The sequence below is a fragment of the Chloroflexus sp. genome (assembly GCF_034431535.1).
Lineage (GTDB): Bacteria > Chloroflexota > Chloroflexia > Chloroflexales > Chloroflexaceae > Chloroflexus.
In genome coordinates this window covers 1-22305 of the sequence record NZ_DAOUDC010000055.1, presented here as the reverse complement: position 1 = coordinate 22305, position 22305 = coordinate 1, and the positions used below count along the sequence as shown (strand labels likewise).

Annotated in this window: 30 protein-coding genes and 1 pseudogene; 16 read left to right on the top strand and 15 right to left on the bottom strand. The window is 62.8% G+C overall.

The features are described 5' to 3' along the window. Positions 1-4: 4 nt before the first annotated feature. Positions 5-304, bottom strand: coding sequence for a hypothetical protein (locus tag U9R61_RS13375; protein WP_322489318.1), 300 nt, complete (start codon positions 302-304; stop codon positions 5-7). Between the two features lie 2 nt (positions 305-306). Further along, a complete protein-coding gene (locus U9R61_RS13370) occupies positions 307-618 on the bottom strand; it encodes a hypothetical protein (RefSeq protein ID WP_322489317.1) in 312 nt (103 codons plus the stop codon). Positions 619-768: 150 nt separating this feature from the next. Here U9R61_RS13370 and U9R61_RS13365 point away from each other — a divergent pair, with 150 nt between their 5' ends. The 12 genes from U9R61_RS13365 to U9R61_RS13310 all read left to right on the top strand — a co-directional run bounded on the left by U9R61_RS13365 (position 769) and on the right by U9R61_RS13310 (position 9136). After that, entirely contained in the window at positions 769-1188 is a 420-nt protein-coding gene (locus U9R61_RS13365) for a hypothetical protein (RefSeq protein WP_322489316.1), read from the top strand. Positions 1189-1198: 10 nt separating this feature from the next. Next, a complete protein-coding gene (locus U9R61_RS13360) occupies positions 1199-1387 on the top strand; it encodes a hypothetical protein (RefSeq protein WP_322489315.1) in 189 nt (62 codons plus the stop codon). Positions 1388-1699: 312 nt separating this feature from the next. Next, positions 1700-2278 carry a hypothetical protein gene (locus U9R61_RS13355; protein WP_322489314.1) on the top strand — a complete coding sequence of 193 codons (579 nt, stop codon included), beginning with the start codon at positions 1700-1702 and terminating at the stop codon, positions 2276-2278. Further along, on the top strand, positions 2275-2634 hold the full coding sequence (locus U9R61_RS13350) for a hypothetical protein (RefSeq protein ID WP_322489313.1): 360 nt from the start codon (positions 2275-2277) through the stop codon (positions 2632-2634). The genes U9R61_RS13355 and U9R61_RS13350 overlap by 4 nt, the downstream gene beginning before the upstream one ends. Beyond that, positions 2631-2951, top strand: coding sequence for a hypothetical protein (locus U9R61_RS13345; protein ID WP_322489312.1), 321 nt, complete (start codon positions 2631-2633; stop codon positions 2949-2951). The genes U9R61_RS13350 and U9R61_RS13345 overlap by 4 nt, the downstream gene beginning before the upstream one ends. A gap of 360 nt (positions 2952-3311) precedes the next feature. After that, on the top strand, positions 3312-3929 hold the full coding sequence (locus tag U9R61_RS13340) for a helix-turn-helix domain-containing protein (protein WP_322489311.1): 618 nt from the start codon (positions 3312-3314) through the stop codon (positions 3927-3929). A gap of 136 nt (positions 3930-4065) precedes the next feature. Next, on the top strand, positions 4066-4734 hold the full coding sequence (locus U9R61_RS13335) for a DUF4145 domain-containing protein (protein ID WP_322489310.1): 669 nt from the start codon (positions 4066-4068) through the stop codon (positions 4732-4734). Positions 4735-5282: 548 nt separating this feature from the next. Beyond that, entirely contained in the window at positions 5283-6149 is an 867-nt protein-coding gene (locus tag U9R61_RS13330; RefSeq protein ID WP_322489309.1) for a phage antirepressor N-terminal domain-containing protein, read from the top strand. After that, complete coding sequence (locus U9R61_RS13325; protein WP_322489308.1) at positions 6139-6438, top strand: helix-turn-helix transcriptional regulator; 300 nt, start codon at positions 6139-6141, stop codon at positions 6436-6438. Before U9R61_RS13330 ends, U9R61_RS13325 begins: the two co-directional genes overlap by 11 nt. Positions 6439-6525: 87 nt before the next feature. Further along, a complete protein-coding gene (locus U9R61_RS13320; RefSeq protein ID WP_322489307.1) occupies positions 6526-7539 on the top strand; it encodes a hypothetical protein in 1014 nt (337 codons plus the stop codon). A gap of 455 nt (positions 7540-7994) precedes the next feature. Then, positions 7995-8894, top strand: coding sequence for a tyrosine-type recombinase/integrase (locus tag U9R61_RS13315; protein WP_322489306.1), 900 nt, complete (start codon positions 7995-7997; stop codon positions 8892-8894). Between the two features lie 23 nt (positions 8895-8917). Then, a complete protein-coding gene (locus tag U9R61_RS13310) occupies positions 8918-9136 on the top strand; it encodes a hypothetical protein (RefSeq protein WP_322489305.1) in 219 nt (72 codons plus the stop codon). Positions 9137-9390: 254 nt separating this feature from the next. Here the strand turns inward: U9R61_RS13310 and istB are convergent, their stop codons facing one another. The 4 genes and pseudogenes from istB to U9R61_RS13295 form a co-directional block, all read right to left on the bottom strand. Further along, positions 9391-10176 carry an IS21-like element helper ATPase IstB gene (gene istB / locus U9R61_RS13305; protein ID WP_322489304.1) on the bottom strand — a complete coding sequence of 262 codons (786 nt, stop codon included), beginning with the start codon at positions 10174-10176 and terminating at the stop codon, positions 9391-9393. A gap of 50 nt (positions 10177-10226) precedes the next feature. Continuing rightward, positions 10227-11413, bottom strand: a pseudogene (locus U9R61_RS13300) (IS3 family transposase). Between the two features lie 120 nt (positions 11414-11533). Continuing rightward, positions 11534-11788: a helix-turn-helix domain-containing protein gene (locus U9R61_RS19950; protein ID WP_416208852.1), complete on the bottom strand. Its 255-nt coding sequence runs from the start codon at positions 11786-11788 to the stop codon at positions 11534-11536. 56 nt (positions 11789-11844) lie between these two features. Continuing rightward, positions 11845-12876 (bottom strand): cytochrome c peroxidase, encoded by a 1032-nt coding sequence (locus U9R61_RS13295; RefSeq protein ID WP_322489303.1) that lies wholly within the window; start codon positions 12874-12876, stop codon positions 11845-11847. Between the two features lie 42 nt (positions 12877-12918). On the opposite strand from U9R61_RS13295, the gene U9R61_RS13290 reads away from it, so the two are divergent. From U9R61_RS13290 to U9R61_RS13280, 3 genes are read left to right on the top strand one after another with little or no spacing between them, the layout of a single operon-like run. Then, on the top strand, positions 12919-14676 hold the full coding sequence (locus U9R61_RS13290; RefSeq protein ID WP_322489302.1) for a hypothetical protein: 1758 nt from the start codon (positions 12919-12921) through the stop codon (positions 14674-14676). Positions 14677-14700: 24 nt separating this feature from the next. Next, on the top strand, positions 14701-15786 hold the full coding sequence (locus U9R61_RS13285; protein ID WP_322489301.1) for a hypothetical protein: 1086 nt from the start codon (positions 14701-14703) through the stop codon (positions 15784-15786). Between the two features lie 10 nt (positions 15787-15796). Beyond that, on the top strand, positions 15797-16057 hold the full coding sequence (locus U9R61_RS13280; RefSeq protein WP_322489300.1) for a hypothetical protein: 261 nt from the start codon (positions 15797-15799) through the stop codon (positions 16055-16057). Positions 16058-16118: 61 nt separating this feature from the next. Here the strand turns inward: U9R61_RS13280 and U9R61_RS13275 are convergent, their stop codons facing one another. Beyond that, on the bottom strand, positions 16119-16457 hold the full coding sequence (locus U9R61_RS13275) for a helix-turn-helix domain-containing protein (RefSeq protein WP_322489299.1): 339 nt from the start codon (positions 16455-16457) through the stop codon (positions 16119-16121). A 160-nt stretch (positions 16458-16617) separates the two neighbouring features. Between U9R61_RS13275 and U9R61_RS13270 the strand changes: the two genes are divergently transcribed. After that, positions 16618-17070 carry a hypothetical protein gene (locus tag U9R61_RS13270; protein ID WP_322489298.1) on the top strand — a complete coding sequence of 151 codons (453 nt, stop codon included), beginning with the start codon at positions 16618-16620 and terminating at the stop codon, positions 17068-17070. On the opposite strand, the gene U9R61_RS13265 is transcribed toward U9R61_RS13270, so the two are convergent. The 8 genes from U9R61_RS13265 to U9R61_RS13230 form a co-directional block, all read right to left on the bottom strand. After that, positions 17057-17896, bottom strand: coding sequence for an IS3 family transposase (locus tag U9R61_RS13265; RefSeq protein WP_322489430.1), 840 nt, complete (start codon positions 17894-17896; stop codon positions 17057-17059). The two genes, U9R61_RS13270 and U9R61_RS13265, sit on opposite strands and share 14 nt — an antisense overlap. Positions 17897-17901: 5 nt before the next feature. Continuing rightward, entirely contained in the window at positions 17902-18171 is a 270-nt protein-coding gene (locus U9R61_RS13260; RefSeq protein WP_322489297.1) for a transposase, read from the bottom strand. 122 nt (positions 18172-18293) lie between these two features. After that, entirely contained in the window at positions 18294-19649 is a 1356-nt protein-coding gene (locus U9R61_RS13255; protein ID WP_322489296.1) for a transposase, read from the bottom strand. A gap of 122 nt (positions 19650-19771) precedes the next feature. Beyond that, positions 19772-20038, bottom strand: coding sequence for a hypothetical protein (locus U9R61_RS13250; protein ID WP_322489295.1), 267 nt, complete (start codon positions 20036-20038; stop codon positions 19772-19774). Positions 20039-20360: 322 nt separating this feature from the next. Continuing rightward, positions 20361-20804, bottom strand: a complete 444-nt coding sequence (locus U9R61_RS13245) for a hypothetical protein (RefSeq protein WP_322489294.1) — start codon at positions 20802-20804, stop codon at positions 20361-20363. Between the two features lie 75 nt (positions 20805-20879). Further along, positions 20880-21125 (bottom strand): type II toxin-antitoxin system prevent-host-death family antitoxin, encoded by a 246-nt coding sequence (locus U9R61_RS13240; RefSeq protein WP_322489293.1) that lies wholly within the window; start codon positions 21123-21125, stop codon positions 20880-20882. Positions 21126-21170: 45 nt separating this feature from the next. Next, the gene (locus tag U9R61_RS13235; RefSeq protein WP_322489429.1) at positions 21171-22013 is read right to left on the bottom strand and encodes an IS3 family transposase; all 843 of its coding nucleotides are present in this window, start codon (positions 22011-22013) and stop codon (positions 21171-21173) included. A 2-nt stretch (positions 22014-22015) separates the two neighbouring features. After that, the coding region (locus U9R61_RS13230) for a transposase (RefSeq protein WP_322489292.1) at positions 22016-22305 on the bottom strand (290 nt) is incomplete at its 5' end.

Below are 22305 nucleotides of genomic sequence, written 5' to 3'. Positions count from 1 at the left end.
GTTGCTAGGCGTCAACACGGCGGGTCAGCGCCCGCTCCACAGCGGCGCGGATCATCTCCGGCGTGTAGCCGACTCGCTCGGCAGCCTCGATCAGATCCTCGAAGCGGTGCGACAGGCTGGCGATCACGTAGTCGGCATCCAGCGGGATGAGTGTGTCGCGGGGCGCCAGCTCCGGGCCGTTCACCGTCATAATGACGGCCATGAGGCGCGGCGTGCCGCTCTCAGTGCTGGTGAACTCCCCGACGATCCGGCCCTCTATCGTGTGCGTGCGAACCCACTGCGTCTGCGTGGTCTGAGTATCCATTGTTACCTCTTCAAGTAGCGCCGAGTGAAGGCCGGCATGTCGAGCGGATATGAGCGATCCAGCCCCAGGGCGTCGAGGATCTGATTGTGCGTCACAAGGCGCTGGCCGTCCAGATAGCGCAGCGTGTCGATGTCGTGGCCTGGCTCGTCCATCTGCTCGATCAAAGCCAGGTAGTCGCTGCACAGGCCGGTCAGACCTTCTACGCGGAGCATCCATTCTTGGATGCCGGTGTTGCCCCCACGACGACTATACACGGCTGCCACGGCCAGCAGCACGATAGCAGCGATCCCGCCCCAAAGCGCCAGGTTCAGCATTGATGTCCTCAGTATAGTGGCTGCTTGTGCGCTGTCCACATTGGCCGCTTTGTCTCAGCGTCTCTTGACAAACTATATAGCAAGATATATACTTTGTCAAGACAAGACATCCTACCGGGTCACTTCTGACAGAAACGACGTAGGCCACCGATGATGAACCTTGCTCATCAGCGCGAGAACACCCCAGGTATTGAGCTATCGCAGCTCGTGGCCTGGGTAGAGGCAAGCCTGCCCTTCATCTACACGGGCCTGGCGCGCACCGCTTCAGTAGGCAATACGTTCCGCGAGGCTATAGAGCGGGGTTCCGCATGGTCGTGCGAGATTCAGAACGCACCGGCAGCGGGCCGTGTCCTTCTAACCATGAATATTCTGGCGCTCACTGAAGCGGAGATCCGCGCCGCCGAGCCTGGCACCTGCAAGGCTGCGGTGATGGGTCGCGGGGCGTTCACGTTCCCGTCAGAGCGCGAGTTGATTACCCCTGATCTCATCGTCCTGGCCCTTCAACGGGCTTATGAACTGGCTATCGAAGAGCGAGCCGCGCACCGGCAACGGTACGGCTTGAGCGTATAGGGAGACTGCAATGGGCGCGACAGGGCACAAGCAGCAGCGGGTCATTCTTCACTATGAACGCGGCGGCCAGCATACCGACCGCAATGCCCTCATCGATCAAGTCGGCGCCGGGGTGCTGGACGTGAACTTCAATAATAGTCGGCGCCGCGTTGCAATGGGTCACAATGGCCGTGCCTTCACCCCTGGGAGCGATACCTGAATCGAGCCTACCCCCCAGCGTTTCTTCCTCTTCGCAGATTGGCGGGAGCGCGGCATCGTGACCCGCTTTTGGTACGGTGAGGGAATGGGCAGGGCAAGCATGTGGGCTGCCAACACGTACAGTGAGGAGCAGGCCGCCAGTATCTTTCGGGAGTGAGCCTTGCGCGACGGGCTGGTGAAGATCGGGCGCGTTCGTCCCTACTCTCTGCTGGTTCGTCGGGCCAGCCCGCCCCGCCGGCGCGGCGAGTATCGCGCCGCCAGGAAGCCGCACCGCAGTTCGTAGACCACTCTTATCCCGTCACAGAGGACACGTATGCAGCCCACGTTCACCGATGCTCTGACAGCCACCTTGAAGGCAGACACAACCTGCGAAACCTGGGCGTGGGCCTGTCCCGGCGTCTGCGGCTCCGCCCAAGAAGCCGCCCGCGCCGATCTGCTGCGCGTCGTCTCTGCCTGGCCGACGTGCCGCCACTGTAGCGCCAGGATGGCACTGCGCGTCGAGCTGGAGCGCAGCGAATGGTGGATGCACAAGCAGTATCAAGTGCTGCCAGAGCAGAACGAGGCGCTGCTGTATGAGGAGGAGGGGCACGATCTCCAGTGGGGCGGCGGCAGCGTGCAGCCGGAGCATCGAGCAATCGACTACGCCTTCACCCGTGCCCGCTTCGCCGTCAACGACGTGCGCGCCGCGATCCCTGCCAAGGAGAACACCCCAGAGCGTCAAGCGGCCTTCTACTCGGTGGTGTGCGCCTTCGCGTGGGCGGTGGTGAACGAAGCGAAAGCCGGTTGCCAGCCGGCAGATACCCGTGCGATAGATGGTGCTGTGGCCTGGATCTTTAGTCACCGGCGGCGCCAGGGCCTGGCAGGACTTGATGCTGAGAGGGGCAGATCGTGAAGCCCCAGCAGCGAGCGCGAGCTGAAGCCCTGATCGCGGCGTGTCTGGCCGCCTGGTGCTCGGTGATCAGCCATCGCAGTCAGGCCGAGCCGGTGATTACCTTCGCCCTCGACGCCAGTTCAGGGCGGGTAGCCTACTACATCGACGACCCCGATCAGCAGCACCCCTACACTGGGGCGCAGATGCGCGAGAAGCGGGCAACCTGGCAGGCGCGTGGCCGCAACCCGACCGTAGGCGAGTTGCTGATACTATCTGACGCGCAGGCGATGGCTGCCCTGCGCCGGCTGCGTGAAGGCAAAGCCGCCATTGACCCCGATGCCGCCTATCTGGAGGAAATTACAGGGAGCCGCCAATGAACTTGTCTACCTGCCCAACCTGCAAGGCTGTCTTGCCGAGCAGCCCATCCCTGGCCCAGCTCTTCCCGCATGTTTGCCCTCCGGCCTGGGAAGCACGCGAAGCCGACGACGAGAGCGCGGAGTGGGAACGCATCTATGCCACTGACGCCAAGGCTGCGGCCCGCCCGTGGCTGGAGCATCGGCGCCAGGGTAGCGGTGTGTATGAGCAGGGCCGCGAGGCCGTGCTGGTGCGCCGGGCTGGCGACAACGGGGAGGGCGACCGCTTTGAGGTCTGGATGCGGCTTGCTCCCAGCTACACCGCTTGTAGGAGTTTCTGAAGCTCCCGGTCAGCACAGCACTCTGAAAGGACGAAGGAGCGTAGGATGGGGTGGCAAGAGCTTATCGTAGTGATACTCTTAGGCAGCATCATTGGCCTTGCTATCGCTGCCTGGGTGTCACTCCGGGGCTATAGCGACAGCGGCCCTATATCGCATAATGCGGAGCAGCCCGACCAGAGAGCCGCCGATCCTCTCGCACGTCGCCCAGGCCAGCAGCGGCTCCGCCCGATGCGCGAGCGCCAGGCCGAGTTGCACCGGGCATTGCGGCAGCGCAGCGGTCACGTCGATACGGTGATGATCAAGCTGCCACCGAAGGATGGGGACGGAAAGGATGGCGCCGGGCGCTAGTCGGAGAACTTCATGGCCGATTGGGTGACAGTTGACGAGGCGGTGACACTCCTGGCCGAGCGCGGTGTAACCGTGATCAGCAAGGGCCAGGAAAACCCGCCGAGTCGGCCTACCGTGATCTCATGGTGCCAGAAGGGTCTGCTGAAGGCAGAGCGCAAAGGTGCAGGAAAGCGCGGGATCTGGCTGATCGACCGTGACGCCCTGATGCAGTTCACACCGCCAAAGACCGGACGCCCGCCAGCAGCGCAGCCAACGCCGGCGGCGCTGGCCCAGCGTGAGAGCAGGCGCCGGCGCCACACAGGCGCAGCCGGTCGATTCGTAGCTGTCACAGGTGACAAGATAGATCCTGACGTGGGGGAAACAACCAGTCAGATAGGGGAAACGCCAGCGGGCCACGCCGCGCTGGATCTGCGCGGCGTGCCCTGCCCAATCTGCGAGAAGCGCGGTCTGCACTACCCGAAGAAGCCCGGAAGCCAGGAGCGAGACGCCAGCCGCGTGCGCTGCCGCTTCTGCGGTCGCGTCAGCGAGGCGAGCGAACTGGCACCCTACGTGGCGACCTACCACGAACTGCAACAGGCTGAGGCTGCGCTAAAGCACGCCGAGGCACAGGTAAGCGATGAGATCCTCTGAGCCAGCAACAAGAGAGCTGTAGAACACTTGTTGCAGATCCGCCCTGGTTTGGTATACTTCATCGCAGCCGGGCTAATATCACCTATGGAAATCCCAGGCTAAGGTAATTGGGCAGTATTATCTCTAGGAGATTGATATGGAAATGGAAGACGATTGGATCTTTTGTAATCATTGCAAACGCCATACACACCACATAATACGTGCTGAATTTGGGAAAAGTTTTTCTCCCGATGCAGACCCAAACACGCAGGTGTATGGATCAGGCAGATGGGAAATATGGCAGTGTAAGGGATGCGATGCTGTTGTCTTCAGAGAGTCCTGGGTTGTAGAGGACGGAAGCGATCCTGAAACGGGAGTTTCTGTCAGTTCACGCTTTTTTCCAGAAAGAGATGAGCGATTTTTGACCAGAAAATATTTCCATAATATCCCTGCTCTTCTAGATAAATTGTACGGAGAGGTAATCGCTTCCTTTAATCATGGTTTTAATGTCATGTGTGCTATAGGTTTGAGGACGTTAATCGAGGGGATTTGTGTAGATAAGGGCATAATGGAAGGCCCTAACAGCAAAGGAGAAATAAAGAACAACTTAGAGGGGAAAATAAACGGGATGAAAGCGATAGTGCCAGCGAACATCGTTGACAACCTCCACGGATTGCGATTTATGGGCAATCAAGCAGCACATCAACTTGCTGATCCTGGGCAATCTGATCTTATTCTGGCTGTTGAAATCACTGAGGACATTCTGAATATTGTGTACAGTCTTGAGTACAAAACAAGCCGTCTTTTCAAGAGGATGGGAGGTTAGGTTATCTGATATAGAGATTTCAGGTAAAGTTCGTACAACACAACGTCGAGGAGGTAGTACCACCGCTTACTGACGATGCCCACCTCAGTAATAGCCCGTCCTTTAGCTGAAGCTCTATATAGCAACAGCAAGTGCTTCTAGCAACGGTACTAGATAGCTTCATCGAAATTGTGATGATGGCTGAAAGTAGCCCTTTGCAGCAGGCAGACACCGACGGCTGAGAGAAGCACCAGCTTAATTGGGGCGGCGCGATGGGAGAGGCGGCGGATCAGTTTTATGCGGCCATCTTCGGAGCCGTCGCCCGCCACGCTGCCTAAAGCGGCACCTGGCCGGAGGGGATGACCGTAGCGGAGCTACTGCGCGAGGTGATCGACGGCCTCGTGTTCCAGGGTCGGCTGACGACCATCAGCGGCGGCGGGGAGCGCGACCCGGAGTAGGCGTGTGAACACATTCGATAGCGTTGTACATTCCGCGCTTGCGCGCAAGAAGCCCGAATCGCATATAATGGTGCATAGTATGCACCGTCACCTGTTCTATGAGGTCGATGTATGTCTGCGGCTAACCAGCCACCACGCCCTCCACGCCCGCGTGAGCAACTTCCCATTACCCTCTTTGAAGGCGTTGTGCTCGCGGTGCGGGCCGACAATGGCCTCATCTACGTCGGTCTACGCGATCTCTGCGCGTCGCTAGGACTCAATCATTCCGCGCAGCGTCGGCGTATTCTTTTGGATGAAGCTCTGCATCTTACGCAGTTCCGGGTGCAATCAGGCAGCCAATTTCGCACGCTCGACTTTCTCCTGCTTGAAGATATTCCAGTATGGCTTCTGGGTGTGCAGGCAGGCCGCGTGAGCGAGCAAGCCCAGGAGCGTTTTGGCTATGTGAAGATGTACCTCGTCAGCGCGGTACAACGTGCCTTCGCGGAACTATCTGGCTTGCCCGACGCGCCGAGCAGCGCGATTGAGGATCTGGCTGACCTCGACCGTATCGATCAGGCTTTCGCCCAACTCGCAGAGATTGGTCGTCGCCAGGAAGAGCTGGAGGCCAGCCAGGATCGCGCCCGGAGCGCGTTCCGCGACTTACGGGCGCTCTTAACCGAGGTGCGTGACCGAGTGCAGGAATTAGAGCGTCGGATCAACGCAACCCTCAGCCCTACGCAGCGCGGAACGATCTACCAGATGGTGCAGCAGTGGGGGATGGCTCGTGCCGAACGCGACCGCACGTTGTCCCCAGGGGTCGCTATCCGTCGGAGCTGGGCAGAGGTAAATGCCGCCTTTGGGGCGAGCACCTACACTGACCTTCCTGCGGCACGCTACGATGAAATCGTGCGCTACGTGAAAGACCACTATCGAGCGTTGACGGGACACGAGCTGGATGCTGTGGAGCAGGCGGGCCTGGAGGGAATTGATGATGCATAAACCGCTCGACACGCTGGTTGCTCGCCGGCTGCGGGAGGCGCGTATCGCCGCCGGGCTGACCGTGCGCGAGGCCGCCGCTGCTGCTGGCATCCCTGATCACTCGTTGCTCGTGCGCTATGAGAACAGAGTGGCCCGTCCACCACTTGAACGCTTACATGCCCTGGCGATGGCCTACGACACTACCCTTGCCGCTTTGCTTACGGAGCGCGATGAAGCCGTGAAGCTGATCGCCGCAATTGAGCGTGCTGATACACCGACCCTTAATCGGCTTCTGGCCGCCCTAAACTGAGCAAGGGAAGGGCTTTTCAGACCGAGACCGATTGCGAAGCAGCGGCCTGCACGGGGTCGGTTTCGCTCGCAGCAGAAGGTCACACTGATGAGCCTGACCAGGCATCTTCAGCGCACCGCCAACGCGGTGCGCCGGTTCTTCAACGACATCATTGATGACCGAGCTGCCCGGAGGTTGGTCCAGCAGGCAAATGACCAGGCGGTTCAGGCAGTGCGGCGGCAAGGTGGGCCGATCCTCGTCCCCGACACGATCCCCACGCTCGCGGGAGCGGCGTTCGACTTCGGGTTCCGAGCGTTCATTCAACCCTTCACCCGTGAAGCACCCCCGCGTGTTGCGATCCACGGCGCTCGTAATGCCCTGATGGTTGGCTGGCCGACGGCAACGAAGCTCCTGGCCGCCACACTCCACACGCTTCCTGCGGCTGACCCACTGGGCCAGGCGCGACGCTTCGTGGCCCTCGCCGTGTTCGAGCGGTTCTACCGCGACTTCGGCTCGATCCTGGCCGGGCCAGCAGAGGGTGGGCATGATCTCCCCGCGCAACTGTTGGCCGACCCGCCTATCACCCTCGGCGAGCTGCTGGCTCGGATGCCTGATGCGACCGTGCGCGACGTGGCGGCGCTCCTGAAGGCCGCCCAGCACCGCTGGGCCTGGATGCGCGACCTGCCGTTCGTACCAAATCCGAACTTCCCTCTGAGTGCGGAGATCGGCGGGGCTGATGCGGATTGGGTAAGCGGCAATGTACTCTACGAGTGCAAGGTCAGCTATCAGAATCGTCCAGTCGAGGGCAAGCATCTCCGTCAGCTTCTCGGCTATCTGCTGCTCGACACCAACGACGCTCTGGGGCTCCAAGGAGTCGCCCTGCTGCTGCCGCGCCAGCGTGAACATATCCAGTGGGAAGTTGCGGCGTTCCTGCGACAGCTTGGCATCGCTGGCGAACTGCCTGACCTACGCACCCGCTTTGCCGCCGTCGTGGCCGCGCTGCCACAAGCAGCGCGAAGCGTCGAACGCCTCACGATCACCGATCCGGCGACAGGCCAGGAGCATCGCGTGATCCGGGTGCGCGTGACACAACGACGACCAGCCGACATTAACTCTATCTGAGCAAGCCCCGGCGTGTGGGGCGGGTAGCGGAGACACCTGCTCGTCGAAGCACCTGAATGGCCCAACCCTGTGTGATTAGTTTCACAAAGCGAGCAATGTACAGAAGCGAGCGGAGAGTCGGTGACAAAAGCAAGAATTGATGATAATGTACGTTATCATCAATTTCGCCGGAATCGCTCCTGACACCGCCGCCAAATCGCCCCAGCCGGCTCGAAGGCAAATCTGCGGAATTATCATCAAAAAATCGCGTATTCTCCAAAACGGCTCAACCGTCTCTTCAGCGTCAAAAACCTCCTATCCGTTGCGGTGTACCGTTGCCGTGTAAGCTCCCTGGCGAACGCAGATCCTCCAAGACCTCTTGTTCCGAGATTCGTGTCACTAGCCGCAGTAAGCGAGAACGTGTAGACCGCCTTCCGGGCCGCCGGCGGCTCGTTAGAACGATCAGCGAGGCACCCATGCCTAACACGAACGGCAGCCTAATCGACGAGTACATCGCTGGCCTGCGCCGCAAGGGGCGCAAGGCGGCCACCCTGCGCGCCTACCGTGGCGACCTGACCGCCGCGGCAGCGGCCTTCCCCCAGCCACTCACCGAGCTACGGCGCGAAGCCCTGGAGCGGTGGCTGGGCGAGGTGCGGGCGGCCAGCACCCAGGCCCGCCGGCTGGCGAGCCTCCGGGGCTTCTTCGAGTGGTGCCTGGCCCGCGAGCTGATCGACCACGATCCAACCCTGGGCCTGGAGGTGCGCAGCAGCACCAGGCGCTTGCCCCGCCCGGTGAAGGGTGACAAAGACCGCAAGGCGCTCGACGCGGCCACTGCCGCCTACGAGATGCCCTACCGCCTGATCTTCACCCTGCTCAGGGAGACCGGGATGCGCGTGGGTGAGGTGCTGGCGCTCAACGTCGGTGATGTGAGCCTGGCCCCCGGCCAGGAAGGGCTGCATGTGCGCGACCCGAAGAACCGGGTGGAGCGGGTGGTCATCCTGGGGCCGAACAGCACCAAGCGTAGTTTGCGGTTGCTCAGGCAACACCTGAAGGCCATCGGCGCCGACGGCGGCCTGCCATCCACCCATCCCCTGTTCTGCTCTAATCGGGCAACACGCCTGATCTATGGCACTGTGCTGTATCATTGGGGAAAGCTCTGCGAGACCGCTGGCCTGCTCGACGCCGAAGGGAAGCCGCGCTACACCATCCACCAGCTCCGGCACACGACAGCGACCGAGCTGCTGGAGGCGGGCCACAAGGTTGAAACGGTGCAGCGCCGGCTGGGACACAAAGACATCAGGACGACGATGGGGTATGCTGAAGTGAGCGACGCGGCGGTGCGCGCCGAGCTTGAGGGCGGGCCGCAGCGCCGATAAGCATTGTTTCGTAAGGGTCACAGGTGACAGATACGACGTTGATCCAGCCTGAAGCGCAAGCTTCGCTTCGCTCCACTCTTGCCGCCGCCCACGAGGCCGTTGCGGCAGCGCAGGAGCGCTTGGCAGAACTTGCAGTAGCAGTCCAGCAGGCCGAGGCGGATCTGCACCGTGCCCTGGTCGATGCGGCCCGTGGGTCGGCGCTGGCCGACTATGATCCTACCCTGTTGCAAGCCTTTTTCTAGCATCCCTACGTGCTACGCCCGCTGGGCCAGGGTCACTATGAGCTGATCGTACCGCGCTTCTTCGGCCTTCGGGCCGGTTGGCCGGTGCGCGAGACAGAGAGCTACAGTATTTATGAAGTTTCGCGCTTCACCCACCTGCTCGACCCACTGCCGGCGTGGCTGTGTCAAGAACGGGGGAACATGTCCGCAGATCACCGACTTGAAATGTCCCCCGTCCACCGAAACGAGTGTCCGCTGAACGCCGCTCGTTCCCCCTACTCCGCTGCCTCCTCCTTTCGCTGCTCAGCCTCATTCGAAGCCCGTCCCAACAGCCCTGCCCGCCGCTTCTCCTTCAGCCGGTAGCTTTCTCCCTTGATGTTCAGCGTCGTCGCGTGATGCAGCAGCCGGTCCAGGATCGCTGTCGCCAGCACCTGGTCGTTGAACACCTCGCCCCAGTCTAAGAAGCTCTTGTTGCTCGTCACGATCAGGCTCGCTCGCTCGTACCGTCGCACGACTAAGCGGAAGAACAGGCTTGCCTCATCACGGGAGAGCGGCAGATACCCCAGTTCGTCCAGGATCAGCACCTTGGGGTAGGTCAGTTGCTGCAGCGCTCGCTCCGGCCGGTTCTCGTGCTTGGCCCGCACCAGTCGGGTCATCAGCCCTTCCAGTGACAGAAACAGCACCGAGTAGCCCGCTTCTACCGCCTTCACCCCCAGCCCCACCGCCAGATGCGTTTTACCCACCCCCGGCGGGCCCAGCAGCACCACATTCTGCCCTCGCTCCACAAAGCTCAGCCCGGCCAACTCTCGCACCTGCCGGCGGTCCAGACTCGGCTGAAACTCGAAGTCGTACTGGTCGAGGGTTTTCACCCACGGGAAGCGCGCCTGCCGTAAGCGCGCCTCGATGCCCCGCAACTGCCTCCCCTGCCACTCGGTCACGAGTGCCGCGGTCAGGAAGCTCTTGTAGTCGAGCTCGCGGGCGGCCGCCTGCTCACAGACCGCGTCGAGCTGCGGTTCGAGGTGCTCCAGCCGTAGCCGCTCCAGCAACGCAGTCAGCTCCATTGCGCCACCTCCTCATACACCGAAAGGTCGCGCTGTGGACTGCACCCGATCTACCGGACCACGGATGACGGGTGCTCCTCGGCCGCGTTGTAAAGGCTTTCGTACTCCACTGGCGGCAGATAGCCGAGGCTCGAGTGAAGCCGCTTGAGATTGTACACGTCGTCGATGAAGCGGCCAAGCTGGGCCTCGGCGTCGGAGAACGAGTCGTACTGGTTGAGGGAGACCTCCTCACGCTTCAGCGTCTTGAAGAAGCTCTCGGCCTTGGCGTTGTCGTAGGGGTTGCCCTTGGCGGACATGCTGACCAGGGCACCAACCTCGCTCAGACGGTCGACGTAGGCGCTTGCGGCGTACTGGACGCCGCGGTCCGAGTGGTGGATCAGCCCGCGTTCTGGCCGGCGCAGGGCAATGGCGTGGTTGAGGGCCACGAGGGTGAGCTGGCTATCGATGGTGCGCGAAAGCTGCCAGCCCACACAGCGCCGGGACCAGGCGTCGAGGATGCAGGCCAGATAGATGAAGCAGGTCGGCAGGCGGACGTAGGTGATGTCGGCGACCCAGGCCTGGTTCGGCCGGTCGAGCACGAGGCCGGCCAGCAGATTGGGATAGATCTGCAAACCGTGGCGCGAGTCGGTGGTGGTGACCCAGCTCCGCTGGAGCTGGCATAGCAGCGCCTCGACGCGCATAATCCGAAGGACCCGCTTGTGGTTGACCGCCCACTGCTGCCGATGCAGCTCGGCCGTGACCCGCCGGTAGCCGTAGCCGGGGAACTCCAGCACACTGCGCTCAATGGCATCACGGAGCGCAACGTCCCGCTCTGCCTGGGTGGGCTGAGGTGGTCGCTCGTAGAGCCAGGAGCGACTGACGCTCAGCAGCGCGCAGAGCTGACGTACCGACAGACAGGGAAACTCCTGGTGCAGGGTCGTCATGAGCTGGTGCCGGGCTTGGACTGGAGCCGCTGCAAGGCCTTTTTTAAAGCCGCATGCTCCACCGCAAGCTGGCCGCAGACCCGCTCCAGTTCCGCGATCTGCGCCTCAGAATCGGGGGTGGCATTGGGACCAGCCAGCGGGGTGAAAGCGGCCTCGGCGCCGCGCAGCCGGACTTCGCGGCGCCAACGGGTCAGCACGCTCTCGGCGATCTGATACTCGCGACACGCTTGCGCCGGGCGTAGTTCGCCAGCCTCAACGGTCTGGACGACCTTGAGCTTGAACGCACGGCTGTACGTTTTCTTGGTCTTGCCCATTGTGCTCCTCCTCTGGAAAAGAGTTTACACCAGATGGGAGAAGCATCCGCTCCGTGTGGTCCGGTAGATGGGGTGCAGTCCAGTCTATGTCCGATCCAGGATTGGGGAATCTAAGCATCTCTATTCCTTGTCAGCATCAGCACTATCTGTCCCTAGCTGTTTGAAATCAAACAAGCTGTAAGGCTCTACACTGAGAACCTTAGCAATAGACGCTATTGATTCAAATGAAGGAGAGGCCAAACCTCTCTCTATACGGCTAATATACTCGGCAGATAGACCTGTTCTGTCAGCAAGGTCTTCTTGAGTAAGGTCTCTTAATCGGCGTAAAGACCTTACTCGCCTTCCAAACAGCCTTCTCAAAGTAATAGAATCCACAGTACGATTTTAGAGGACTGTGAATGCAATTTACACGACCTTCAGATACGAATTAGCTATGGCGTCACCTGTGACACGAGCGAGGCTGGCGAATCATCGGTCAGAGCCGTCAGAAACGCGATCAAGGCAGCACGATCCTCGCGGCTCAGGGTGATTGGCACAATCGCCTCGCTCTTCAGCGGGCTATCCCGCCCCTCGCCGCGGCCTCCCTGCTCATAAACATCCAGCACCGCCTCCAGCGTGGTCTCGCTACCGTCGTGGAAATACGGTGCTGTCAGAGCAACATTGCGGAGGCTCGGCACGCGCCAGCGGCCCAGATCGCGGGCCTTCCCGGTGATGCGATACAGCCCTTCTTGGCCTGGGGGCACATCAGCCAGGCCCGTGAAGCCGTACAGGCCCAGGTTGTGATAGCTGCTATTGGTGAGGAGCGGGCCGCTATGGCAGACGCTACAACCTATCTCGACGAAGAGCGCAGCACCCCGCCGGGCCTCTTCAGAGAGGGCAGCCTCTTCGCCGGCCAGGAAGCGATCATAGGAGCCGGAGCTTCGCAGCGAGCGCACGTAGGCGGCCAGGGCATCGATCACCCGCGGCCATCGCAGCGGTTCAGTGTCGTCAGGGAACGCTGCCCGGAACAGGGCCGGGTAGCAGGCGTCGGCCTTCAACCGGCCCAGGATCTCGGCCTCGTGGCCGACGGCTCCCATTTCAACAGGGTGGGTGCCGAACAGGGGCACGGCGATCTGCGCCTCCAGGCTCGTCAGATCGGGCCTGGCCCAGCCCAGGGCCGACAGCTCGCCGGCGTTCACCACCGACGGCGTATTAAGGCTGTGGGCCTCGCCGGTGCTGCCTACCGCCGTCTCTCTCCCGTCGGTGAACGCCCTGGCGGCCTGGTGGCACGAGGCACACGACTGTGCGCCGTTGCCGCTCAGGGCTGGCTCGACGAAGAGGGTAGCGCCCAACTCGACGCGGGCAAGATCAGGGGGGATCGCCGGAGAGGGAAGGGCAGAAACGCTCACCAGCACGAGCAAGAGGAGCCAGGCCGTTGCAGCCGCGGCTACAATCATCAGGGTGATTGAAATGCGGCGCTGCACTGCTGTTGTGCCCACAGAAGCCATGTGAGAGAGGATTCTACCATGTCCTATCGGCCCGCCCTTTTCCTGTTACTTCTGACCCTGGCCCTGAGCGCCTGCGCCGGCCAACCTGTCAGCCCGACCTCGGCGCCACCGGCGGCCACCACGCCCCCGGAGGCCACTGGCCCGCGCCCCACGCTGCCACCCCCTGAGTTAGCCCAGCGCGTCACCCCCGACATCCCCGCAGTGCGCGAGCGCCGGGAGGCCATTGCCGCCGCCCTAGCCGCAGATCCGGCCATTCTGCCGCTCGCTGGCCTTGACGACGAGGCCCAGCAAGTGCAGACCCAGGTGATTGCCGATCAGCGCGTGCGCGGGCTGCCATACACGGCTGGCGGCGCCGGCCCGCTGCTGGTAGAGGTGTTCGGAGTGGTGCCGGCCACCGAGGGCGATCTGACGGAGGCGACAAGCGCCTGCCAGGGCCGACGCTGCTACAAGACGGTGCTGTACAACTTCGGCAACAACAGCACGACAACAGTGATCAGCGACGTGGAGACAGGCGCGATCCTCGACGTGGCGACGCTCAACGACGTGCAGCCCGACGTACCGCCGCACCTGGCGGCCTTGGCCGTGGAGATCGCCCGCGCCTCCCCGGAGGTGCAGCAAGAGCTTCAGATGGTGCCCCCCGCCGACATGGCGACGATGGAGGCCACCAAGACCAACGTGAGCAATTCCCGCTGCGAGCGGTCGCGGCACCTGTGCGTCGCGCCGATCTTCCTCTGGGGCGAGCGGGCACTGTGGGCCGTGACCGATCTCACCGACCTGGCCCTGATCGGCGTCCAGTGGACGGATGTGGGCGTGTCGTCGCGCCGCCGGGTCACTGAGACGAGCCTACAAGATGCCGTTGTGAGCGGGCTGTGCGAGCGGGCGGAGCCGCTGGAGTGGGGGAAGTGGAGCTTAAACTACGTCCTGACCAGCTCCGACGGCCTGGTGATCAATGATGTCACCTATGACGGCAATGCATGGCTTCGGCAAGCTAAGATCACCGACTGGCATGTGCGCTACCCGCCGGGGCCGAACGGCCAGGCCGCCGGCTTCCAAGATGCCGTCGGCTGCCCCACGTTCTCAGCCGCGGCCGTCGTGCCCTTCAACCTGCCGGTAGTGGAGCCAATCAGCGAGGGGGATGAGCAGATCGGCGTGGCCCTCGTGCAAGACTTCCGCAGCGAGCTGTGGCCGATCCCCTGCAACTACCGCTATCAGAACCGCTACGAGTTCTATGCTGACGGGCGCTTTCGGATGCTCGGCGTGAATATCGGGCGCGGTTGTGGCCTCGGTGGCGTCTACCGCCCAATCTACCGCCTTGTGCCCGCCGGCGAGGCCCACGCAGTTGCGTCCTGGGACGGTGCCGATTGGGCAGGCTGGAGCGAAGAGCAATGGGCGCTCCAGGGTGCAGAGACGCCGCTGGCGCCTGAAGGGGCGCAGCTCCGTATCGAGTCGACCGGCGGCCCGAACCTTCTGGTGGTGCCCGGCCAGGAGCCGCGGCCTGACAATGCCTTCGTCTACGTCACCGCGTACAAGAGCGAGGAGGGCGACGGCGATCTGCCCGCCCTGGGCGGCTGCTGCCGCGAGGATTTCCAGCAGGGGCCAGAGACGTTCATCGACCCGGAGCCGCTGGCCGGGAAGCCGATCACGCTTTGGTACGTGCCCCAGATGCCGAACGCAGAGCGAGAAACCTGCTGGGCGGATAGTGTGCTGCGCGATGGCATCTTTGCGGCCGAAGAGTGGCCGTGTGCAGCCGGCCCCTGGCTCGTGCCAGAGCCATAACGCGCCGGTGCTATAGTCCTGGCTATGGAACATCGCACCAAACAACAGCGACATCAGCACCGCGCCCCGGCGGCTCGACGCGCTTCAGACACCCGGCCCGCGCCTGCTGGCCGTGCTACTCGTCGCCCCTGGCCCCTTATCATCGGCCTCGGCGCAGCCATTGTGATCGCGTCTCTGGCCGCCCTCGTGCTGGCCCTGCGCGGCCCTGCAAGCGCCGCCAGCGAGGTAGCTGGCAGCGCCGGCCAGCCTGGGGGCCAGGTGTCTGTCAACGGCTTCAGCGCCGTCACAGATTGCCGTGGCTTTCCCGCGTTTACCCCTGAATATGGCTTCCGGGGCGGCGTGATCATCAACACCAGCCTGCCGGAGCGCATGGGCCTGGTGCTGCTCGACCCGGCGCAGGAGGGCAAGGGCTTCCAGCATCCAAGCTGGGTGAAGGCTGGCAACCTCGGCCCCTTCACCGCTGACGAGGCCGGCAATATCTACGTCGGCCCGGTGCCACGGGTGACCCTGGCCGACAACCCGCCGGAGGGTGCAAACACCATCTGGCGCGTTGATACGAAGAGTGCAGAGATGACGCCGTTTCTGAAGCTGCCCGCTGCGGCTGCTCCGAATGAGCGCAATCCATTCGGTATCCTGGGGCTGGCATACGATTGCGATACCAGCAGCATCTACGCTTCGAGCGTGGCCGGCTCCGGGCCTGCCAGCGAGGTAGGCCGGCTCTTCCAGATTGACCCGGCGACAAAGCAGGTGGTTAGCCAGGTAGAGGGCATCGACGCCCTGGGCATCATCGTCGCCAACACGCCGGAGGGCAAGCGGCTGTACTACGGCGCTGCCCGTGAGAGCCTGATCTACTCCATCGCGCTCGACGAGCGCGGTGCCTTTGTAGGCGAGCCGCGGCTGGAGATCGACCTGGCTGACCTGGGCGGCGATGTGAATGAGAAGGCCCGCCGCATCTCGCTCGACGGCGATACGCTGAAGATCACCGTAGTGCCCTTCACCTTTACTCTGGCCGCCAGGAGCGACGACCTTCAGCGACATCTCGCCGCCCGCTACGACGCAACACTGAAGGCATGGGTGGCGGCAGACACGCCTCCAACGGCCGCCCCGTAGGCGAGACACAATGAGCGAAGAGGCACTACAGCACCGGCCAATGGAGCATGAGCGATACGTGTTCAACGTGCGGCTGTTCCTCCAGGCCGCCGGCTGGACGCTGACGGAACAACCGGAGGGGCCTGCTTCCGAACACTGGCGGGTGTTCCACCTCGACAGCGGCGCGGTGCTTACCAGCGGCGACCTCGAATACCTCGTAGATCGGGCGCTGCGAACGCTGCGCGAGAAGTATCTGGAGGCCCGGCGGGCGGCCCCACAGGCGAATTCATAGTGGTCAGCGGTGACACGAGGAAACGAGAGCGGCGAGCTGGGTGGCCCAGCTCGCCGCTTGCTTATGCCGGAGCTGCTTCCCCGTCAGGGGGAGCCTCTTCCGTCGGTTCGGCTTCCTTCACGAATCGCCCGCGGGCGCCCCGCTTGCGGTCGCTCACCTGATATTTCTTCTCCGCCACTGGCACAAAAAGCCGTGCCAGAGCCTCCTCCTGGCTGATACTCGCCGCTTCGCTATACACCGCTGCAATGCGGGCGGCGGCTGCACCCCCGATGTTTCGTCGCCGGGCAGCGACGTGAGAGACAGCAGAGCGGGGTGTGTTGATACGGCGAGCCAGCTCGCTCTGGCGAATACCAGCAAGCTCCAGCAGCGCGACAAACTCTTCACTGGCTTGGTAGATCATCGTTTTGCCGTCTGTAACTACCTGTGTGGAGCGTAGCAGCTTGAAGAGTCACCGTCAAGCGCACCGCCCCAAAGCTATCATTGACACCGAACGGACGTTCCATTACAATCATTGTCACAAGCATTGTAACCGCCTTTGTGTACAGTCAGAGGAGCCGGCCATGATGGATATTGGGATTGTCGTCATCCACGTTACCGGGGGGAAGGCCCTCGTGTCCCGGTGTGAGGAGGCGCCCAATGGCGTGCGCCTGGTGCCGGCGGCCAACGCCGCCGACCTCGAACCGCAGGCGGCCACGTTCATGCAAGGGCTCAACGTCTCGTTCGATCAGGATGGCATTTACATCTGCTCCGACGCCCTCCAGGCCGCCGCGCAGTTTGCGCCCCTGACTCTGCCCGCCGACGCCATCACCTACGGGCAGGCCCGCCAGCTTCTCTACCCTGATGTGAGTGTCAACACCGGCTGGCAGCGTGTCAGGCGAGATGCGAAGGCCGGCAAGCTCCGGGTGTGGCGCACCGGCATCGGTCACGAGAGCCGCTACTATCTGTCGCGGGCCGAGGTGCTCAAGCTCGTGGAGGAGTGTCATGCCCCCCGCCATCTAGTCAAGCGGGAATGAGAGAGTCTTGCTGCTGAGCCTGGGCCGCTTCCCAAGCTTTCTTGAACGCCGCCGGGGTTTTATAGTCAAGCCGGCTGTGAGGCCGGTCGTGGTTGTAGTGGTGCTGGAATGCCGCCAGCCGCACCCGCGCCTCAACCAACGAGGCGAAGACATGGAGATTGAGGCACTCATCACGCACCGTCCCGTTGAAACGCTCCTCCTTGCCGTTCTGCCAGGGACAGCCCGGGTCGATATACAGCGTGCGCACCTGCCGGTGGGCCAGCCAAGCTTGAACGGCCAGGGCGACGAACTCGGCACCGTTGTCGCTTCGAAGATAGGCTGGCGCACCGTGGCGCGCCACCAGCTCACCCAGCACTGCGAGTACCCACTCGGCGGATGTCACCTCGGCCACGGCGATGGCCAGTCCCTCGCGGGTGAACTCGTCCATCACCGTCAGGATGTAGAGGGTCCGGCCGTGCATGTCCTGATCCTGAAGAAAATCGTAGGCCCAGACGTGGTTTGGGTAGGCCGCCGCCAAGGGCGGCGGGCGCTCGCGACGAGCTCGCGGGCGCCTGACCCGCTTGACCTGCAATTTCGCCCGCTTCCAGAGGCGATGGACGCGCTTGCGATTGACCGTGTGCTTGCGCCGCAGGAGCGCCCAGGCTCGTCGGTAGCCGTAGCGCGGGTTGGCGTGAGCAAGCGCTTCGAGCTCGCCCACCAGTTCGTCTTCGGCGGCTGGGCGGGCCTGGTAGAGGAACGTTGCGCGCTGGAGTTGGACTAGCACACACGCCCGCAGCACGGACAAGCCCTTGGTGACCAGGAAACGCACCGCGTCGCGCCGCTCCACGATGCTCAAGCTTTTTTTGCCAGCAGCTCCTTCATCGCATCGACTTCGAGCATACGCTCGGCAAGTAGCCGTTTGAGGCGGGCGTTCTCTTTCTCCAGTTCCTTGAGGCGCTGGGCCTCGCTGGCCGACATCCCGCCGTAGGCCCGTCGCCAGCGGTAGAAGGTCGCTTCGGCAATGCCGTGCTCGCGGCACACCGCGCCAACGCTTTGCTCGCCCCGCTCAGCCTGTTCCAGGATCTTGACGATCTGCTCGGCCGTGTGTTGACTGCTCCTCATGCTGCCCTCCTGAGGGAGGACTCTATCACACCCAGCTGTCTAGTTCAGTGGGGGCACCACAGGAGCGCACCGTAGGGGCAACCGCATAGCGGCTCAGACGCCAGAGACGATAAGAGCATGAGTCATCCCGGATTTAAGGAAGGCATCAACGGGGTTCCGGGGTGAGCTCCCAAAAGGCGGCTGAGAGCCGCCCGCAAGCGGTAGAGCGGAGCTGCAACCAAGCGGCTCCGCTTTCCTGTACGGTGGCAGCCCCAGCGTAGGCACACTTCACGCAGCGCGTCGAATGACCGCGCCAATAGACTCAGCAGAAACGCATAGACCAGGGTCAGTATTAGCAAGAACTTCTCGCGCCGTTCCCACGTCCACACCCGCGGGCTCTCGCACCCCAACTCGCTCTTGTTGTACCGCCAGGTTTGCTCGATTTGCCACCGGCGAGCATATGCCACGACCACACCCCAGGCCTCCTCAGCCGTGCAGATCGGGTCGCTGGTGAGCAGATACCAGGGCTCCTTGGCGCCCTTCAGCCGCGCAATCACCAACCAGAGTGGACGCGCGTGCTCAGGGTGGGTTACCGAGATCGCCAGCACCCCGGCCTTCCGCCACTCCTTGCGTTTGGGGTCGTAGAGCTGGCGCGTCGCCCACGCTCGCTTACCACGGGCAATCTCCCACGCCTTCCGCCGCTCGCCCCAGGGGTCCAACAGCGTGTAGCGCTTCGGCCAGCGCACCACGAAGCGGAGCTTGGTTTCCAGCACTTGGAACAGCCAAGGCGTTCCGGCAAAGCCACGGTCCCAGAGGTGACGCACCTGGCGCCCCCACTGCTGGCGGGCTCGGGCAAGCAGTTGGCCCATCACAGTCTTGTGGTCGCTGGCGTGTGGACCGCGTTTGGTCCACCACTGCATCGCCGCGACCGTCGGCGTGCCGGAGTGGCCACACACCAGCAGCCCGACCCAGTGCAGGCCGGCGACGCTGATGGGAGCCCCGGTCAGCGGCGGACGGAAGAAGCCTTTGCGAACGCGGGTGAGGCGGCGAGCTTTACTGGAGCGAACGCTCCCGTAGTCGGGGTGACGCTCGCTCTCGCTCTTCTCGATGACGCTGTCGTCCCACACCAGGAGTGCGTCCTGGCCAGTAGCAACGAGGCTTGTAACCCGCTCGACGGCTTGCTGCCACAGCCAGTCGGCAATCAGGCGCGCTTCCCACTTGGGCGAGCGGAGCAGGTTGCTCAAGCGCTTGGTGCCGGCCGGGGCGTGGCCGGGGGGAGCGAGATAACTGCCAAGCTCGCTCAAGAGCATGCCGAGGTTGCGATGACGCCAGATCAGCAGCGCCTGAAGCGTTTCCAGAAAGGTCACGACGAGCCGACGGTCGAGCTGCTGGTCAAGCGAGCGCAGCAGGGGGGCAACGAAGCTCCGCAACTCTTCTCGCACGCGGCGCGCGAGCGGATGGGCTTGCGGCGCGCGCCGCGACGTGGCACCATGGGCCATACGAAACCTCCTGTGCTTGGTGTTGGCCTGGTAACCACATCCTAGCGCAGGAGGCTTCGTTTGTCTCAGCCTTGCCCAACCTTAAGTTCGGGATGTCTCATGTCTCGGTTTCCGCCCGCCCGTCACGACACAACAGAGAAGCTGGTGATCTCGTAGGTGCCGGGGTCGTAGACCAGCGTGAGCGTCGTCGACTCACCACGCTGCTTCCGGGCAATCAGCAGTGTCTCGATCTGCACCGACAGCTCACCGTTCACTTCCAGCCGAATCTCCTCGTTGTCGGGAAGGCGCAGCGTCACATACAACGCATCATTCTCGAAGTTGCGGAAGGTGGACAGGACAAGGCCCGTAACAGAGTGCCGGTTGAATATGCCGAACGGATTGAAGCCCACGCGACCCTCCTGCGAATTACTCTTACTGATGCGCTCCGAACCACTATTGTCAACACACTTAGTATACCACTAATGTCAACAAGTGTCAACACTTTACGCCTTTTCTTGCGTCACCGCTGACACCAATGAAACAGCGTGGCGAGCCGGGCAACCAGCTCGCCACGCACCAGGCTCAAACACGTTCTTTTGCCAGGGTCAGAGACGTGTTCCCAGGCACACCAGGCACGCTACGGCAGGCGCAGAGAGGCGCCGGGCACCGGGGGCGTCTCTCTGACCCTCACCGGCACAGCGGCGCCTCTGCGAGCTTCCTGCGTGTTTCGCCTCAGCCGAGAAACGCCGCCAGCCGGTGCCGGTAGCGGTGGCGAAGATCCGTCAGCTCTTCGACGAGGCCCGCGGCAACCAGCTCGCGCAGCACCGAGTCGGCCTCGCAGCCAACGGTCACGCCCAGACCCGTATCGCCGCCGAGCGCCGAGTCGATGTCCCATTCCGCGATCTGGCCGAAGCTGGCGCTGGCTTCCGCGATCACGCCCAGCATACGCTGGCGCAGCAGCTCGCGGGCGATCCTGGCACGGGCAGGCTCACCCATCAGGTGCAGGCGCGGCGCCGGGTGATGGTTGTCGGCGCTGGTGACAACCTGGCCATCGGCCTGGCGGAGCACCGTCACCTGCATCCAGTAGACGCGCCCCCCAACGCTCTGCCGCTCGACCGCGGCCAACTCACCAGGCTGGAGAGCCCCAAAATCATAGCCTGCCGTCGAAACGCTCATCGTGCTACCCCTTGCCATCGAGACGCCAGAAACCTTATCTGCCAGCAAACAACATTGCCACCATCGGCTTAGTGCCTATGAGTCTGACGTATCTTCCTCAGTCTCAGCTTGATAGGCGTCTGCCAGTGCGCGAAGCGCAGTAAATAACTCGACATGCAAAACAACCCCTGATGGATAGCCTTTTTGTGTAATAATAATGGGCTGATTTTTCTCGCGGGAACGCTTAATCAGGGCCGCCAGAGATGAGGCGGCCTTACTAATTGGCACCACACCCCCCAACAAATCAACGTCCAATGAGCCTTTGTGTAAGAGCGCAGACATTCACCCCTGCTTTCTAACGCGCCTGACATGAGACCCAAGAACTGGTCAAGCGGGAATGTTAGTCTCCTGGGTCTTTGCCTGGGTCTCGTACCAGGCCGTCTTGAACATCACAGGGGCGAGGTCTCCAAGGCTGCTGTGGGGACGAACCGTGTTGTACTCCTTCTGGAAGGCCGTCAGCCGTATCCAGGCCTCGGCCAGTGAGGCGAAGCAGTGCATGTTCAGGCACTCATCGCGAACCGTCCCGTTGAAGCGCTCCTCCTTGCCATTCTGCCAGGGCTTTCCAGGGTCGATGTAGAGCGTCTGGACGCCACGCTGCTTCAGCCAGAGCTTGACCGCTGTTGCCACGAACTCGGGGCCGTTGTCACTGCGCAGATGCTCCGGTGCTCCATGCTGGGCAACGAGTGCCGTGAGGACACCGATCACGCGCTCGGCCGAGGCAGACGTATCGACGTCCAGGGCAAGGCCCTCGCGGGTGAACTCGTCCATCACCGTCAGGATGCGCAGCGGCGTGCCGTCGGCCAAGGCGTCCTCCACAAAGTCGTAGGCCCAGATGTGACCAGGATAGGCGGCGACCAGGCGCTCGGAAGGGAGGCGAGGCGCCCGCCGGCGGCGCACACGCTGCACCTGGAGCCGATGCTTGCGCCACAGGCGCCTGATGCGCTTCTGGTTGACCTGCTCTTCTCTTCGTACCAGTGCGCTGATCCGGCGATAACCATAGCGCGGGTGGCGCTCGGCCAGCTCCTTCACCTTGGCGAGTAGCGGGTCATCATCACCAGGGTGCGCCACATAGTGGAAGGTGGAGCGATGAATGCCGACCAGTCGACACGCCCGCTGTACCGCCAACCCGCCCGCTACGAGGAACTTGACCGCTTTGCGCTGCTCGGTCACCGTCAACCCTTTTTTCCCAGGAGCTCCTTGAGCAGGTCAATCTCCAAGACCCGCTCGGCGAGCAGCCGCTTGAGCCGGCCATTCTCCTTCTCCAGCTCCTTGAGGCGTTGGGCCTCGCTAACCGACATCCCGCCATAGGCGCGCCGCCAGCGGTAGAAGGTCGTTTCGGTAATCCCGTGCTCTCGGCAGACCGACCCGACAGTCTGCTCACCCTTCTCGGCCTGCTCAAGGATCTTGATGATCTGCTCGGTCGTGTGCTGGCTGGGTTTCATCGGCTCCTCCTGCTGGGAGG

Bases quoted from the DNA above. Each gene is read 5' to 3' on its own strand.
- U9R61_RS13315 (WP_322489306.1), top strand. From the start codon at position 7,995: ATGCCTAACACGAACGGCAGCCTAATCGACGAGTACATCGCTGGCCTG.
- U9R61_RS13340 (WP_322489311.1), top strand. From the start codon at position 3,312: ATGGCCGATTGGGTGACAGTTGACGAGGCGGTGACACTCCTGGCCGAG.
- U9R61_RS13360 (WP_322489315.1), top strand. From the start codon at position 1,199: ATGGGCGCGACAGGGCACAAGCAGCAGCGGGTCATTCTTCACTATGAA.
- U9R61_RS13260 (WP_322489297.1), bottom strand. From the start codon at position 18,171: ATGAGGAGCAGTCAACACACGGCCGAGCAGATCGTCAAGATCCTGGAA.
- U9R61_RS13355 (WP_322489314.1), top strand. From the start codon at position 1,700: ATGCAGCCCACGTTCACCGATGCTCTGACAGCCACCTTGAAGGCAGAC.
- U9R61_RS13275 (WP_322489299.1), bottom strand. From the start codon at position 16,457: ATGATCTACCAAGCCAGTGAAGAGTTTGTCGCGCTGCTGGAGCTTGCT.
- U9R61_RS13365 (WP_322489316.1), top strand. From the start codon at position 769: ATGATGAACCTTGCTCATCAGCGCGAGAACACCCCAGGTATTGAGCTA.
- U9R61_RS13375 (WP_322489318.1), bottom strand. From the start codon at position 304: ATGGATACTCAGACCACGCAGACGCAGTGGGTTCGCACGCACACGATA.
- U9R61_RS13290 (WP_322489302.1), top strand. From the start codon at position 12,919: ATGTCCTATCGGCCCGCCCTTTTCCTGTTACTTCTGACCCTGGCCCTG.
- U9R61_RS13285 (WP_322489301.1), top strand. From the start codon at position 14,701: ATGGAACATCGCACCAAACAACAGCGACATCAGCACCGCGCCCCGGCG.
- U9R61_RS13320 (WP_322489307.1), top strand. From the start codon at position 6,526: ATGAGCCTGACCAGGCATCTTCAGCGCACCGCCAACGCGGTGCGCCGG.
- istB (WP_322489304.1), bottom strand. From the start codon at position 10,176: ATGGAGCTGACTGCGTTGCTGGAGCGGCTACGGCTGGAGCACCTCGAA.
- U9R61_RS13325 (WP_322489308.1), top strand. From the start codon at position 6,139: ATGATGCATAAACCGCTCGACACGCTGGTTGCTCGCCGGCTGCGGGAG.
- U9R61_RS13240 (WP_322489293.1), bottom strand. From the start codon at position 21,125: ATGTCTGCGCTCTTACACAAAGGCTCATTGGACGTTGATTTGTTGGGG.
- U9R61_RS13335 (WP_322489310.1), top strand. From the start codon at position 4,066: ATGGAAATGGAAGACGATTGGATCTTTTGTAATCATTGCAAACGCCAT.
- U9R61_RS13345 (WP_322489312.1), top strand. From the start codon at position 2,631: ATGAACTTGTCTACCTGCCCAACCTGCAAGGCTGTCTTGCCGAGCAGC.
- U9R61_RS13330 (WP_322489309.1), top strand. From the start codon at position 5,283: ATGTCTGCGGCTAACCAGCCACCACGCCCTCCACGCCCGCGTGAGCAA.
- U9R61_RS13370 (WP_322489317.1), bottom strand. From the start codon at position 618: ATGCTGAACCTGGCGCTTTGGGGCGGGATCGCTGCTATCGTGCTGCTG.
- U9R61_RS13270 (WP_322489298.1), top strand. From the start codon at position 16,618: ATGATGGATATTGGGATTGTCGTCATCCACGTTACCGGGGGGAAGGCC.
- U9R61_RS13280 (WP_322489300.1), top strand. From the start codon at position 15,797: ATGAGCGAAGAGGCACTACAGCACCGGCCAATGGAGCATGAGCGATAC.
- U9R61_RS13245 (WP_322489294.1), bottom strand. From the start codon at position 20,804: ATGAGCGTTTCGACGGCAGGCTATGATTTTGGGGCTCTCCAGCCTGGT.
- U9R61_RS13255 (WP_322489296.1), bottom strand. From the start codon at position 19,649: ATGGCCCATGGTGCCACGTCGCGGCGCGCGCCGCAAGCCCATCCGCTC.